This window comes from Pseudomonas shirazensis, from assembly GCF_050496565.1.
In the GTDB taxonomy this organism is placed as follows: domain Bacteria; phylum Pseudomonadota; class Gammaproteobacteria; order Pseudomonadales; family Pseudomonadaceae; genus Aquipseudomonas; species Aquipseudomonas shirazensis_A.
This window is the reverse complement of record NZ_JBNWAE010000006.1, coordinates 37,451-51,820: the sequence shown is the minus strand read 5'-3', so window position 1 is coordinate 51,820 and position 14,370 is coordinate 37,451. Positions and strand designations below refer to the sequence as shown.

Annotated in this window: 14 protein-coding genes; 9 read left to right on the top strand and 5 right to left on the bottom strand. The window is 62.0% G+C overall.

The features are described 5' to 3' along the window. Positions 1 to 7: 7 nt before the first annotated feature. A complete protein-coding gene (gene cspD, locus ACQZ2L_RS10620; RefSeq protein WP_430326002.1) occupies positions 8 to 268 on the bottom strand; it encodes a cold shock domain-containing protein CspD in 261 nt (86 codons plus the stop codon). A 228-nt stretch (positions 269 to 496) separates the two neighbouring features. Here cspD and clpS point away from each other — a divergent pair, with 228 nt between their 5' ends. Together clpS and clpA are read left to right on the top strand one after the other, a co-directional pair. Next, positions 497 to 859, top strand: coding sequence for an ATP-dependent Clp protease adapter ClpS (gene clpS, locus ACQZ2L_RS10615; RefSeq protein ID WP_101320839.1), 363 nt, complete (start codon positions 497 to 499; stop codon positions 857 to 859). A 30-nt stretch (positions 860 to 889) separates the two neighbouring features. Next, positions 890 to 3,160: an ATP-dependent Clp protease ATP-binding subunit ClpA gene (gene clpA / locus ACQZ2L_RS10610; protein ID WP_430326001.1), complete on the top strand. Its 2,271-nt coding sequence runs from the start codon at positions 890 to 892 to the stop codon at positions 3,158 to 3,160. Between the two features lie 85 nt (positions 3,161 to 3,245). On the opposite strand, the gene infA is transcribed toward clpA, so the two are convergent. The 3 genes from infA to aat all read right to left on the bottom strand — a co-directional run bounded on the left by infA (position 3,246) and on the right by aat (position 5,010). Continuing rightward, the gene (infA, locus tag ACQZ2L_RS10605; protein WP_002553999.1) at positions 3,246 to 3,464 is read right to left on the bottom strand and encodes a translation initiation factor IF-1; all 219 of its coding nucleotides are present in this window, start codon (positions 3,462 to 3,464) and stop codon (positions 3,246 to 3,248) included. 102 nt (positions 3,465 to 3,566) lie between these two features. After that, positions 3,567 to 4,274: an arginyltransferase gene (locus ACQZ2L_RS10600; RefSeq protein WP_430326000.1), complete on the bottom strand. Its 708-nt coding sequence runs from the start codon at positions 4,272 to 4,274 to the stop codon at positions 3,567 to 3,569. A 55-nt stretch (positions 4,275 to 4,329) separates the two neighbouring features. After that, positions 4,330 to 5,010 (bottom strand): leucyl/phenylalanyl-tRNA--protein transferase, encoded by a 681-nt coding sequence (gene aat / locus ACQZ2L_RS10595; protein WP_430325999.1) that lies wholly within the window; start codon positions 5,008 to 5,010, stop codon positions 4,330 to 4,332. A 38-nt stretch (positions 5,011 to 5,048) separates the two neighbouring features. Between aat and ACQZ2L_RS10590 the strand changes: the two genes are divergently transcribed. From ACQZ2L_RS10590 to cysG, 7 genes are all read left to right on the top strand, one after another. Continuing rightward, positions 5,049 to 5,291, top strand: coding sequence for a hypothetical protein (locus ACQZ2L_RS10590; RefSeq protein WP_430325998.1), 243 nt, complete (start codon positions 5,049 to 5,051; stop codon positions 5,289 to 5,291). 121 nt (positions 5,292 to 5,412) lie between these two features. After that, positions 5,413 to 7,779, top strand: a complete 2,367-nt coding sequence (gene ftsK / locus ACQZ2L_RS10585; RefSeq protein WP_178080833.1) for a DNA translocase FtsK — start codon at positions 5,413 to 5,415, stop codon at positions 7,777 to 7,779. A 62-nt stretch (positions 7,780 to 7,841) separates the two neighbouring features. Next, on the top strand, positions 7,842 to 8,465 hold the full coding sequence (gene lolA / locus ACQZ2L_RS10580; RefSeq protein WP_430325997.1) for an outer membrane lipoprotein chaperone LolA: 624 nt from the start codon (positions 7,842 to 7,844) through the stop codon (positions 8,463 to 8,465). Between the two features lie 12 nt (positions 8,466 to 8,477). Continuing rightward, complete coding sequence (locus ACQZ2L_RS10575; protein ID WP_101320827.1) at positions 8,478 to 9,803, top strand: replication-associated recombination protein A; 1,326 nt, start codon at positions 8,478 to 8,480, stop codon at positions 9,801 to 9,803. Further along, complete coding sequence (gene crcB / locus ACQZ2L_RS10570) at positions 9,800 to 10,174, top strand: fluoride efflux transporter CrcB (protein WP_181087521.1); 375 nt, start codon at positions 9,800 to 9,802, stop codon at positions 10,172 to 10,174. Before ACQZ2L_RS10575 ends, crcB begins: the two co-directional genes overlap by 4 nt. Before the next feature lie 28 nt (positions 10,175 to 10,202). Continuing rightward, a complete protein-coding gene (serS, locus tag ACQZ2L_RS10565) occupies positions 10,203 to 11,483 on the top strand; it encodes a serine--tRNA ligase (RefSeq protein WP_430325996.1) in 1,281 nt (426 codons plus the stop codon). Further along, positions 11,484 to 12,872, top strand: a complete 1,389-nt coding sequence (gene cysG, locus ACQZ2L_RS10560; RefSeq protein ID WP_430325995.1) for a siroheme synthase CysG — start codon at positions 11,484 to 11,486, stop codon at positions 12,870 to 12,872. 90 nt (positions 12,873 to 12,962) lie between these two features. Here the strand turns inward: cysG and ACQZ2L_RS10555 are convergent, their stop codons facing one another. Further along, positions 12,963 to 14,273 (bottom strand): OprD family porin, encoded by a 1,311-nt coding sequence (locus ACQZ2L_RS10555; RefSeq protein WP_430325994.1) that lies wholly within the window; start codon positions 14,271 to 14,273, stop codon positions 12,963 to 12,965. Positions 14,274 to 14,370 lie beyond the last annotated feature (97 nt).

The following is a 14,370-nucleotide window of genomic DNA, read 5'->3' as shown; positions in this document are numbered from 1 at the left end:
AAGTGGCTCAGGCGCCCACAGTCGAAGGCTCAGGCACTGTATTTACTGGTGCAGTAGAGTCAGCAGTGGCTGCCTGGATCTTGACCGCATGCAGGCCCTTGGGGCCTTGTATGATCTCGAATCTCACCAATTGACCCGCCTTCAGGGTCTTGTATCCGTCCATCTCAATGGCCGAATAATGGGCGAAGAGGTCGTCGCTCTTGCCGTCTTCATTGATGAACCCATAGCCCTTGGCATTGTTGAACCACTTGACTTTACCGCTTGTCATCCCTATGTCCCTCTGCAAAGGACTCCATCACTGGAGTATCATCCACGTATCCGCATACGAACCTTGCGAAAAATCTGGTTGACTGCGCGGATCTTTATCGCCCACGGTGGGTTCTATTGGTTGTAACACCGTTTTGCCGATAGTCAAGGTCATGCGGCGCCTGCGCCGGCGCCAGCCCTATGCGGTCAACCCACTACCTTAACTTGTCGATGTGATGAAATTCTTTCCATGCATGCACACAGTCAGATTCGACTAACATTCAATCAGGATGGTCCTCAGACCAACGAGGACGATGGCTCCGGTCTGGCTGTTCAAGAAGCCAAGCCGATCCTGCAGGCGCCACCCATGTACAAGGTGGTTTTATTCAACGATGACTACACGCCAATGGATTTCGTCGTCGAAGTGCTCGAGACGTTCTTTAGTTTGAACCGCGAGCTGGCGACCAAGATCATGCTGACCGTCCATACCGAGGGGCGGGCAGTATGCGGATTGTTTACCCGCGACATCGCCGAAACGAAGGCGACGCAGGTCAACCAATACGCCCGGGAGAGCCAGCATCCGCTACTCTGTGAAATCGAGAAGGACGGTTAATCGCCGACCACTTGGGTATGAGGTGAAGCTATGTTAAACCGCGAGCTCGAAGTCACCCTCAATCTGGCCTTCAAGGAGGCCCGTTCGAAGCGTCATGAATTCATGACCGTCGAACATCTGCTGTTGGCACTCCTTGACAATGAGGCGGCCGCAACCGTTCTACGCGCCTGTGGCGCCAATCTCGACAAGCTCAAGCACGACCTGCAAGAGTTCATCGACTCCACCACACCCCTGATCCCGGTGCACGACGAAGACCGCGAGACCCAGCCAACCCTGGGCTTCCAGCGCGTGCTGCAACGCGCGGTGTTCCATGTGCAGAGTTCGGGCAAGCGTGAAGTGACCGGCGCCAATGTGCTGGTAGCTATCTTCAGCGAGCAGGAAAGCCAGGCCGTGTTTCTGCTCAAGCAGCAGAGTGTGGCCCGTATCGACGTGGTCAACTTCATTGCCCACGGCATCTCCAAGGTGCCGGGCCACGGGCCGAGCGCGGACAGCGACCAGGACATGCAGGATGAAGAGGGTGGCGAAACGTCGTCCTCGAGCAATCCGCTGGACACCTACGCCAGCAACCTCAACGAGCAGGCGCGTCAGGGCCGTATCGATCCGTTGGTGGGCCGCGAGCAGGAAGTCGAGCGCGTAGCGCAGATTCTCGCTCGCCGGCGCAAGAACAACCCGTTGCTGGTCGGTGAAGCGGGGGTCGGCAAGACGGCCATCGCCGAAGGCCTGGCCAAACGCATCGTCGATGGTCAGGTGCCTGACCTGCTGGCGCAGAGCGTGGTCTATTCGCTCGATCTCGGCGCACTGCTGGCCGGGACCAAGTACCGCGGTGACTTCGAGAAGCGCTTCAAGGCGCTGCTGGGTGAGTTGCGCAAACGTCCGCAGGCGATCCTGTTCATCGATGAGATCCACACCATCATCGGTGCCGGCGCTGCTTCGGGCGGTGTGATGGATGCGTCCAACCTGCTCAAGCCACTGCTCTCATCAGGTGATATCCGCTGCATTGGCTCGACTACCTTCCAGGAATTCCGTGGCATCTTCGAGAAGGACCGGGCCCTGGCGCGGCGCTTCCAAAAGGTCGATGTGTCGGAGCCATCGGTGGAAGACACCGTGGGCATCCTGCGCGGGCTGAAAGGCCGCTTCGAGTCGCACCACCACATCGAGTATAGCGACGAGGCCCTGCGCGCCGCTGCCGAGCTGGCTGCGCGCTATATCAATGACCGGCATATGCCGGACAAGGCCATCGACGTGATCGACGAGGCGGGCGCTTATCAGCGCTTGCAGCCGGAGGCCAATCGGGTCAAGCGCATCGAAGTGGCGCAGGTCGAAGATATCGTCGCGAAAATCGCGCGGATTCCGCCAAAGCACGTATCCAGCTCCGACAAAGAGCTGCTGCGTAACCTGGAGCGCGACCTGAAACTGACCGTATTTGGTCAGGATCCGGCGATCGATTCGCTGTCGACCGCGATCAAGCTGTCGCGAGCCGGCCTCAAAGCCCCGGACAAGCCCGTAGGCTCGTTCCTGTTCGCCGGCCCTACCGGTGTCGGCAAAACCGAGGCCGCGCGTCAGCTGGCCAAGGCGCTGGGTGTTGAGCTGGTGCGCTTCGACATGTCCGAGTACATGGAGCGACACACCGTGTCGCGCCTGATCGGTGCGCCGCCAGGCTATGTCGGTTTCGATCAGGGCGGTTTGCTCACCGAGGCGATCACCAAGCAGCCGCACTGCGTACTGCTGCTCGACGAGATCGAGAAGGCCCACCCGGAAGTCTTCAACCTGCTGCTGCAGGTGATGGACCACGGTACCCTGACCGACAACAACGGGCGCAAGGCGGACTTCCGCAACGTGATCCTGATCATGACCACCAACGCCGGCGCTGAAACCGCGGCGCGGGCCTCCATCGGCTTTACCCATCAGGACCATGCGTCGGATGCGATGGAAGTCATTCGCAAGAGCTTCACGCCGGAATTCCGCAACCGCCTGGATACCATCATCCAGTTCGGTCGCCTGAGCCACGAGACGATCAAAAGCATCGTCGACAAGTTCCTTATCGAACTGCAGGCTCAGCTGGAAGACAAGCGTGTGCTGCTCGAGGTCAGTGACGAGGCGCGTGGCTGGCTGGCTGCCAGCGGCTATGACGTGCAGATGGGCGCCCGGCCGATGGCGCGGCTTATTCAGGACAAGATCAAGCGGCCATTGGCTGAAGAGATCCTGTTCGGTGAGCTGGCCGAGCATGGCGGTGTGGTGCACATCGAGCTGCGTGATGGCGAGTTGGTGTTCGACTTCGAGACCACTGCCGAAGTGGCTTGATCGAGGAGAAGGGGTCGCTTCGGCGGCCCTTTTTTTGCCTACAAAAAAGCCCGGCACATTGGCCGGGCTTTTTCATGGCTGGAGCTTAACGGGCGCGGTAAGTGATGCGGCCCTTGCTCAGGTCATAAGGCGTCAGTTCGACGCGAACCTTGTCGCCAGTGAGAATACGGATGTAATTCTTGCGCATTTTTCCGGAGATATGCGCGGTTACGACGTGCCCATTTTCCAACTCCACGCGGAACATGGTGTTGGGCAGGGTGTCGACGACAGTGCCTTCCATTTCGAAGCTGTCTTCTTTCGACATGCAGTAAAGCCCTCGGTATCCAGTGTAGGCCCGACGCGCAACTGCACCGGGCAAAAAAGTGGCGTGGATTATGCCCGAAAAGAGTATTTCAAGCCAATGCTTTCAATTGAGGCTGACCCAACGTTGGTTGATCAGCAGTTCGATGGGGCGATACTGGGTCTTGTAACTCATCTTTTTGCAGTTCTTGATCCAGTAGCCAAGGTACACCGCCTCAAGGTTCTGGCGCAGTGCATCGCTGATCTGCCAGAGAATGGCGAAGCGCCCCAGGCTGCGGCGTTCTTCATCCGGCTCGTAGAAGGTGTACACCGCCGACAGCCCGTTGGGCAGCATATCGCATACCGCCACCGCAAGCAGCCGCCCGTGCAGGCGAAACTCATAGAACCAGCAGAATGGCAGATCGCGCACCAGAAAGGTGGAAAACTGATCGCGACTGGGCGGATACATGTCGCCGTCGCTGTGGCGCTGCTCGATGTAGCGCCGGTACAGGTCGAAATATTCTTCCTTGAACGACGGCCGGGCGGCAATCACCTGCAGGTCGCTGTTGCGCTTGAGGATGCGTCGCTGCTGGCGGTTGGGGATGAAGCGGGCGACGGGGATGCGCGCCGGCACGCAGGCGTTGCAGTTTTGGCAATGCGGGCGATACAGGTGGTCGCCACTGCGGCGAAAGCCCATTTCGGAGAGGTCGGCGTACACATCGACGTCCATCGGCTGGCTAGGGTCGAGGAACAGCGTGGTCGCCTGCTCATCGGGCAGGTAGCTGCAGGAGTGGGGCTGAGTGGCATAGAACTTCAACCGCGCCAACTCTGTCATGATCGACCCCTCTGCAAGACGTAGTCCTAAGTGTAAGCCAGCCGGGCAAACTCGCCTAGCGAACCCAGCTGACGTCGACGGCCTGATCAAGGTGGCGTTCAAGGTGCTCTGCAAAACTGGCGCGGCTGATCGAGCGGGCGCCGAGGCTGTGCAGGTGGTTGGTGGGCATTTGGCAATCGATCAGAACGAAACCGGCGGCGCGCAGATGCTCGACCAGGGTCACGAAACCGACCTTGGAGGCGTTGTCGGCGCGGCTGAACATCGACTCGCCAAAGAACAGCCGGCCCATGGCCAGGCCGTACAAGCCGCCAACCAGCTCGCCGTTCTCGCGCACTTCAACCGAGTGGGCGAAGCCGCGCCGGTGCAGCTCGCAGTAGGCGGCGCGCATGGGGTCGGTGATCCAGGTGCCGTCGGCGTAGTCGCGTGGCGCGGCGCAGGCGGCAATCACTGTTTCGAAGTCGGTATCGAAGCTGACTTGATAACGCTGCTGGCGGATCAGCTTGGCCAGCGAGCGTGACACGTGCAGCTCGTCGGGGAACAACACCGTGCGTGGGTCGGGTGACCACCAGAGGATGGGCTGACCATCCTGAAACCACGGAAAGCAGCCATGCCGATAGGCCTGCACCAGGCGCGCGGGGCTCAAGTCACCGCCAGCGGCAAGTAATCCGTTGGGCTCCTGCAGAGCCTTTGTCAGGGGCGGAAAGGTCAGCGAGTCGCGGGTCAGCCAGGTCAGCATGGGCGTCATGTGCAGTGGGGGAGGGGAGGGCTGACAGCATGGCCCGCCCTCGTCAGCAGGTCAATCCAACGCCAAGCCGCAGCGCTGACGCTTGCCAAGGCAATTGCCAGCAGATTTTTCAGGCAATCGGCACCAACCCGACGCTTTGTTGTCACACCTGTGCAAAAACACAGCATAAGCCTTTGTCACGCAAGGCAATGCGTGCTCAAATTACACCCATTGAAGATTGCTCACCGTTCGCGCCCATCCGGCGCGCCGCCATGGCGGCTGGTGGGCAGTAATGTTAAAAGTACGGGTTCATTGACCGGACATCGGGTCGATCACTACTGGACGCGCAGCAAGCGCAGGAATAGACGCGTTTTGAAGAAATCCACCGCAACTCCGCCCCCTCTGCCGGTACCGATGTGGCGCCAGCAGTTGCATTATCGCCTCAAGGAAGGTGCGCTGATCGCCGTCGGCGCGCTGTGCCTGTACCTGTGGATGGCGCTGCTGACCTACGACACCGCCGACCCAGGCTTCACCCACACCAGCAATGTCGATCAGGTGCAGAACGCGGCTGGCCGCGCTGGCGCGTATTTCGCCGATATTCTGTTCATGGTGCTGGGCTACTTCGCCTATATCTTCCCGTTGCTGCTGGGGATCAAGACCTGGCAGATCTTCCGTGAGCGGCACCAGCCGTGGCAGTGGAGTGGCTGGTTGTTCTCCTGGCGGCTGATCGGCCTGGTGTTTCTGGTGTTGTCGGGCGCAGCCCTGGCCCATATCCACTTCCACCCGTCGGCAAGCCTGCCGTTCTCGGCCGGCGGCGCGCTGGGCGAGAGCCTCGGCGACCTGGCCCGCAGCCTGTTGAACGTGCAGGGCAGCACGCTGATGTTCATTGCCCTGTTCCTGTTCGGCCTGACCGTGTTCACCGATCTGTCCTGGTTCAAGGTCATGGACATGACCGGCAAGATCACCCTCGACCTGTTCGAGCTGGTGCAAGGCGCGGCCAATCGCTGGTGGGAAGCGCGCAACGAGCGCAAACGCCTGGTGGCGCAGCTGCGTGAGGTCGACGAGCAGGTCGATACGGTCGTAGCGCCGGTGGTGGCCGACAAGCGCGAGCAGCTCAAGGCGCGCGAACGCATCATCGAGCGTGACGACGCGCTAACCAAGCACGTTGCCCAGCGCGTGCAGCAGCCGGCACCGGTGATCATGCCCGCCCCGGTCAAGGCGCCGGAGCCGAGCAAGCGCATCCTCAAGGAAAAACAGACGCCGCTGTTCGTCGACAGCGCCGTCGAAGGCACTCTGCCGCCGATCTCGATCCTCGATCCGGCCGAAGAAAAGAAAATCGAATACTCGCCAGAATCCCTGGCCGGTGTTGGCCATCTGCTGGAAATCAAGCTCAAGGAGTTTGGTGTCGAGGTCTCGGTTGATTCGATCCATCCTGGCCCGGTGATCACTCGTTACGAGATCCAGCCGGCAGCCGGGGTCAAGGTCAGCCGTATCGCCAACCTGGCCAAAGACCTGGCCCGTTCGTTGGCCGTGACCAGCGTGCGGGTGGTCGAGGTGATCCCTGGCAAAACCACCGTGGGCATCGAAATCCCCAACGAGAACCGGCAGATGGTGCGCTTCTCCGAGGTGCTGTCGTCGTCCCAGTACGATGACGCCAAGTCACCGGTTGCATTGGCCCTGGGTCACGACATCGGCGGTAAGCCGGTAATCACCGACCTGGCGAAGATGCCCCACCTGCTGGTGGCCGGTACCACCGGCTCGGGCAAATCGGTGGGGGTCAACGCCATGATCCTGTCGATCCTGTTCAAGTCCGGGCCGGAAGACGCCCGCTTGATCATGATCGACCCGAAAATGCTCGAACTGTCGATCTACGAAGGCATTCCGCACCTGCTCTGCCCGGTAGTCACCGACATGAAGGACGCCGCCAACGCCCTGCGCTGGAGCGTTGCCGAAATGGAGCGCCGCTACAAGCTGATGGCAGCCATGGGCGTACGGAACCTGGCCGGCTTCAACCGCAAGATCAAGGACGCCCAGGAAGCTGGTGAGGTCATCCATGACCCGTTGTACCGTCGCGAAAGCATGGATGACGAGCCGCCAACCCTGAAAACCTTGCCGACCATCGTTGTGGTGGTCGACGAGTTCGCCGACATGATGATGATCGTCGGCAAAAAGGTCGAAGAACTGATCGCCCGTATTGCGCAGAAGGCGCGGGCGGCAGGTATTCACTTGATTCTCGCCACCCAGCGGCCGTCTGTTGACGTCATTACCGGCCTGATCAAGGCCAACATCCCGACCCGTATGGCGTTCCAGGTATCGAGCAAGATCGACTCACGGACCATCATCGATCAGGGCGGCGCCGAACAGCTGCTGGGTCACGGTGACATGCTCTACATGCCGCCGGGCACCAGCCTGCCGATCCGCGTACACGGTGCCTTTGTTTCCGACGAAGAAGTCCACCGCGTGGTGGAAGCGTGGAAGCTGCGTGGCGCGCCGGACTACAACGACGACATCCTCAATGGCGTCGAAGAGGCCGGCAGCGGCTTTGAAGGCAGCAGCGGTGGCGGTGATGATGATGCCGAAACCGATGCCCTGTACGACGAAGCCGTGCAGTTCGTACTTGAAAGCCGCCGCGCCTCGATCTCGGCGGTGCAGCGCAAGCTGAAAATCGGCTACAACCGCGCCGCGCGGATGATCGAGTCGATGGAAATGGCTGGGGTAGTCACCGCCATGAACACCAACGGCTCGCGCGAAGTGATTGCGCCGGGCGGCCCACGCGATTGATCATCACCCTGCCGGGCGCCAATCACGGCGCCCGGCCCATCTACTGTTCAACGAGGATTTCCATGCGCGCGATTCGCATGCTGTTGGTTTCCGCCCTGGCTCTGGGCACCCTGTCGGCGCATGCCGGCGAGAGCGATGTGAAGCGCCTGACCGAACTGCTCGAGAAGTCGCAGACCATCGAAGCCAGGTTCTCCCAACTGACCCTGGATGCCGGCGGCACCAGCCTGCAGGAAACCGCAGGCGAGATGACCGTCAAGCGCCCGGGCCTGTTCTACTGGCACACTGATGCGCCGCAGGAGCAGGTAGTGGTGTCCGACGGTCAGAAGGTCACCCTGTGGGACCCGGACCTGGAGCAGGCCACCGTGAAAAAGCTCGATGTGCGCTTGAACCAGACCCCAGCGCTGCTGCTGTCCGGTGATGTCTCCAAGATCAGTCAGAGCTTCGATATCACCTCCAAGGAACAAGGCGAGGTGATGGACTTCACCCTCAAGCCGAAAACCAAGGACACCCTGTTCGATTCCCTGCGCATCTCGTTCCGCAAGGGCCTGATCAACGACATGCAACTGATCGACAGCGTAGGCCAGCGCACCAATATCCTGTTCACTGCGGTCAAGGCCAACCAGCCGGTGCCGGCTAACAAATTCAAGTTCGATGTACCGAAAGGCGCGGACGTCATCCAGGAGTAATCAGAGGCCGTCATGGACCTGTTTCGTAGCGAACCCGTCTCTCAGCCACTGGCTGCCCGGCTGCGTCCGTCCAACCTGGACGAGTACGTAGGCCAGGAGCACCTGCTGGCGCGCGGCAAGCCGCTGCGCGAGGCGCTGGAGCAGGGGGCGCTGCACTCGATGATCTTCTGGGGCCCGCCGGGAGTTGGCAAGACCACACTGGCGCGGCTGCTGGCGCAGTTCTGTGACGCCCACTTCGAAACGGTCTCGGCGGTACTGGCCGGGGTCAAGGAGATCCGCCAGGCGGTCGAGGTGGCCAAGCAGCAGGCTGCTCAATACGGCCGGCGGACCATCCTGTTCGTCGATGAAGTGCACCGCTTCAACAAGTCGCAGCAAGATGCGTTTCTGCCGTTCGTTGAAGATGGCACACTGATTTTTATCGGTGCGACCACCGAGAATCCGTCATTCGAATTGAACAACGCCTTGCTCTCGCGGGCGCGCGTCTATGTGCTCAAAAGCCTGGACGAGGATGCCCTGCGCAAATTGGTCAATCGCGCCCTCAGCGAGGAGCGCGGCCTGGGCAAGCGTCAGCTGACGGTGGGCGATGAAGCCTTCAAGATGCTCATGGCCGCTGCCGACGGTGATGGCCGGCGCATGCTCAACTTCCTCGAAAACGCCTCGGACCTGGCCGAAGATGGCGCTGATATCGGCGTTGATCTGCTGCAAAGCCTGCTCGGCGACAGCCGCCGGCGTTTCGACAAGGGCGGCGAAGCGTTCTACGACCAGATATCGGCGCTGCACAAATCGGTGCGTGGTTCCAACCCGGATGGCGCGCTGTACTGGTACGCGCGCATGCTCGATGGCGGCTGCGACCCGTTGTACATCGCCCGCCGTGTGGTGCGCATGGCCAGTGAAGACATCGGCAACGCCGACCCGCGGGCGCTGAGCCTGTGCCTGTCGGCGTGGGACGTGCAGGAGCGTCTTGGCAGCCCGGAAGGCGAGCTGGCAGTGGCCCAGGCCATCACCTACATCGCCTGCGCGCCGAAGAGCAATGCGGTGTACATGGGCTTCAAGGCGGCCATGCGCGAGGCAGCCGAGCACGGTTCGCTGGAAGTGCCGTTGCACCTGCGCAATGCACCGACCAAACTGATGAAGCAACTGGGCTACGGCGAAGAATACCGCTACGCCCACGATGAACCGGATGCCTACGCCGCAGGCGAAGACTACTTCCCGGATCAACTCGAACCACGACCTTACTATCAGCCCGTGCCACGCGGCCTGGAACTGAAGATCGGCGAGAAGCTGCGCCACCTCGCCGAGCTCGATCGCAACAGCCCCCGCCAGCGGAGAAAACCATGATTGCCCTGATTGCGGCCGTCAGCGCCGGCGGCGTCGCTGGCACCCTGCTGCGATTTGCCACCAGCAACTGGGTCAGCGCCCACTGGCCACGGCACTTCTATCTCGGTACGCTGGCGGTCAATCTGGTCGGCTGCTTGCTGATCGGCCTGCTGTACGGGCTGTTTTTGTCCAAACCGATGGTCCCGGTCGAGCTGCGCGCTGGTCTGATCGTCGGTTTTCTCGGCGGGCTGACCACGTTTTCGTCATTTTCGCTGGACACCGTGCGCCTGCTGGAAAACGGCCAGATACCCTTGGCCCTGGGCTATACCGCTATCAGCGTATGCGGCGGGTTGCTTGCGACCTGGGCCGGCCTGTCGCTAACCAAATTCTGAACCAACACACCTATAACGAGAGAACGATATGCTCGATGCCAAACTGTTACGCGGCCAACTTCAGGAAGTGGCGGATCGCCTGGCCTCCCGTGGCTTTAGCCTGGATGTCGCGCGCATCGAATCACTGGAAGAGCGCCGCAAGGCGGTGCAGACCCGTACCGAACAGCTGCAGGCTGAGCGTAATGCCCGTTCCAAGTCGATCGGCCAGGCCAAGGCCAAGGGCGAAGACATCGCGCCGCTGATGGCTGATGTCGAGCGCATGGCCAACGAACTGGCGGTCGGCAAGACCGAGCTGGACGAGATCCAGGCTGAGCTGGACGGCATTCTGCTGACCATCCCCAACCTGCCGGACGCCAGCGTGCCAGTCGGCGCAGACGAAGACGGCAACGTCGAAGTGCGCCGCTGGGGCACCCCGCGTGCCTTCGACTTCGAGGTCAAAGACCACGTTGCCCTGGGTGAAATCAGCGGTGGCCTGGACTTCGAGACCGCGGCCAAGCTGTCCGGCGCGCGCTTTGCCCTGCTGCGTGGCCCGATCGCCCGCCTGCACCGCGCCCTGGCGCAGTTCATGATCAACCTGCACACCAGCGAGCACGGCTACGAAGAGGCCTACACCCCGTACCTGGTGCAAGCGCCTGCCTTGCAGGGCACTGGCCAGCTGCCGAAGTTCGAAGAAGACCTGTTCAAGATCAGCCGCGAAGGCGAAGCTGATTTCTACCTGATCCCGACCGCCGAAGTGTCGCTGACCAACATCGTTGCCGGCGAGATCATCGACGCCAAGCAGATGCCGATCAAGTTCGTTGCGCACACGCCGTGCTTCCGCAGCGAAGCCGGTGCGTCGGGCCGCGATACCCGCGGCATGATCCGTCAGCACCAGTTTGACAAGGTCGAGATGGTCCAGATCGTCGAGCCGAGCAAGTCGATGGAAGCGCTGGAAGGCCTGACCGCCAACGCCGAGCGCGTGCTGCAGCTGCTGGAGCTGCCGTACCGGGTCTTGGCCCTGTGCACCGGCGACATGGGCTTCAGTGCGGTCAAGACCTATGACCTGGAAGTGTGGGTGCCGAGCCAGGACAAGTTCCGCGAAATCAGCTCGTGCTCCAACTGTGGCGACTTCCAGGCGCGCCGTATGCAGGCGCGCTGGCGCAACCCGGAAACCGGCAAGCCTGAGCTGGTGCACACCCTCAACGGCTCCGGCCTGGCGGTAGGCCGGACCCTGGTTGCAGTGCTTGAGAACTACCAGCAGGCCGACGGTTCGATCCGTGTGCCGGAAGTGCTCAAGCCGTACATGGGCGGCGTCGAGGTCATCGGTTAAATGGATTACCTGCCGCTGTTTCACAAGTTGCAGGGCGGCCGGGTACTGGTCGTCGGCGGTGGCGAAATCGCCCTGCGCAAGGCGCGTTTGCTGGCTGATGCCGGCGCCGCGCTGCGCGTGGTGGCGCCGCAGGTCGACAGCCAGCTGATCAGCTTGACCGAGGCAACCGGCGGCGAGGTGCTGGTACGTGGCTATCAGGTCGCGGATCTGGAAGGGTGCCGGCTGGTGATCGCTGCCACCGACGACCCGCAGCTCAATGCTCAGGTGTCAGCCGAAGCGCAGGCACGCAGCCTGCCGGTCAATGTGGTCGATGCGCCGGCGCTGTGTACGGTGATCTTCCCGGCCATCGTCGATCGCTCGCCGTTGGTGGTAGCAGTGTCCAGTGGCGGCGATGCGCCGGTGCTGGCGCGGCTGATCCGGGCCAAGCTGGAAGCCTGGATTCCGGCGGCCTATGGCGAGCTGGCCGGGCTTGCCGCGCGGTTTCGCCATCAGGTGAAAACGCTGTACCCGGACGTCAACCAGCGCCGCGGCTTCTGGGAGGCGGTATTCCAGGGCCCGATTGCCGAGCGTCAGTTGGCCGGGCAAGGCGCTGAAGCCGAGCGCTTGTTGCAGGCGATGGTCGACGGTGCACCGGTGCAGCAGGGCGGTGAGGTGTATCTGGTGGGGGCTGGCCCGGGTGATCCGGACCTGCTGACCTTCCGCGCCTTGCGCCTGATGCAGCAGGCCGATGTGGTGCTGTACGACCGCTTGGTGGCGCCAGCGATTATCGACATGTGCCGGCGCGATGCCGAGCGGATCTACGTCGGCAAGCGCCGCGCCGATCACTCGGTGCCGCAGGAGCAGATCAATCAGCTGTTGGTTGAGCTGGCCTTGCAGGGCAAGCGTGTGCTGCGACTCAAGGGCGGCGACCCGTTCATTTTCGGCCGCGGTGGCGAAGAGATCGAAGAGCTGGCCGAGCATGGCATTCCGTTTCAGGTGGTGCCGGGCATTACCGCGGCCAGCGGTTGCTCGGCCTACGCTGGTATTCCGCTGACTCACCGTGATTACGCGCAGTCAGTGCGCTTCGTCACCGGTCACCTGAAGGACGGTAGCAGCAACCTGCCCTGGCATGATCTGGTTTCGCCTGGGCAGACCCTGGTGTTCTACATGGGCCTGGTCGGCTTGCCGACGATTTGCGCCGAACTGATCCGCCATGGCCGTGCGGCGACTACGCCAGCGGCCTTGGTGCAGCAGGGCACCACGCGCAATCAGCGTGTGTTCACCGGCACGTTGGCAGATCTGCCAGCGATGGTGGCTGAGCATGAAGTGCATGCGCCGACTCTCGTTATCGTGGGTGAGGTGGTGCAGTTGCGCGAGAAGCTGGCCTGGTTCGAAGGCACTCAGGACTGAGCTGCGCTGTTCTGTTTGAAACGCGGGGCCATTGCTGTCAGGTTGTAGAAACCTGTGGCAATGGCCCCTCGTCGTTTCAGGGTTGCCGGCCTAGAACAGCGGCACCGAATAGCTGACGGTCAAGCGGTTCTGATCCTGATCCCACTCGCTGGGCACGCCACTGCGCAACATGCCATTGCGCCAACTGAATCCCAGCCCCTTGAAGGTGCCGCCCTGCACCACATAATCCAGGGCGATATCGCGCTCCCACTCCTTCTCGTCGCCACCTGAGGCCATGCGGATATTCGTGCCTTTCAAGTAAGTGACCGACGCCACCAGCCCCGGCACGCCAAGTGCGGCGAAGTTGTAGCCGTACTGACCAAAGGTGGTGCGCTCGCCGGCGCGGGTGAAACTGGTCACCAAGCGGTCGGTGAACAGGTAGATGCTCGACCCTGCGGCGCCTTCGCCGGTATTGCCCTGGTTGAGCTGGACGAAGTTGCCGCTGTCGGACACGCGCTGATGCCCGAGCAGTACGCTATGCCCGCCAATGGCATAGGTGAACATGGCGCTCCAGGTATCGTTGTCGATCTTGCCCGGGGTATCCGCCAGGCCACTGACGCGATAACCCTCGCCACGCCCGCTGGCCGAATCGTTGCGCCCGCTGGCATCGGTCTTGAAATAGCGCAGGTCGGTGGTCAGCGACTGGTTGTCGCCTAACGCCCACACATGGACCAGGCCGCCGAAGTGCTGCACGTAATAGTCTTCGAGCTGGGCGGCGTAGTACTGCAGCTTGAGCGCCTTGCTCAGCTGGTAGTCGGCACCGGCGAAGATGAACTCGTTGCTTTGCTCGGTGCCGCCCGCCACGGCCAGCCCCGAGCGGTTGGTCGAGGCGCGCCCGGTGGCATGCTCGAGACGCCCGCCGATGAGGGTCAGGCCGTCGATTTCCTGCGAGGTGATCATGCCGCCTTCAAAGGTCTGCGGCAGCACGCGACCATCGTTGGCCACCAGAATCGGTAGCTTGGGCTGCAAGGTGCCATAGCGCGCTTCGGTTTTGGACAAGCGCATCTTGCCGGTCAGGCCCAGCCGGCTCCATTCGTCGACGGCGCTGCCGTCGCTGTCGTCGGGGATCATCGAGCTGCCGCGATGATTGCCGGCGCCGCCGTCCAGGCGCACCCCGAGCAGGCCGAGGGCATCGACGCCAAAGCCGAGCTTGCCGTCGGTGAAGCCTGACTTGTAGTCGAGCATGAAGCCCTGCGCCCATTCGGCCGTCTTGCTTTGCCCGGCGGCACCGGGGCGGTCGCGCATGTCGTTGTTGAAGTAGTAGTTGCGCAGGTTGAGCGTGGCCTTGCCATCTTCGATGAAGGCCGCCTGGGCGGCGGGGACGAGCAGGGCGCTGGTAACGGTCAGCAGTGAAAGGTGCATTAAGGGCTTTCTTGTCATTGTTGTTTTCCTGATGCAGTGGGGCGCCCAACGCGCGGGCGCAAGAAAGCCGGGCGCGGCAACGCCCGGGTGATGCTCT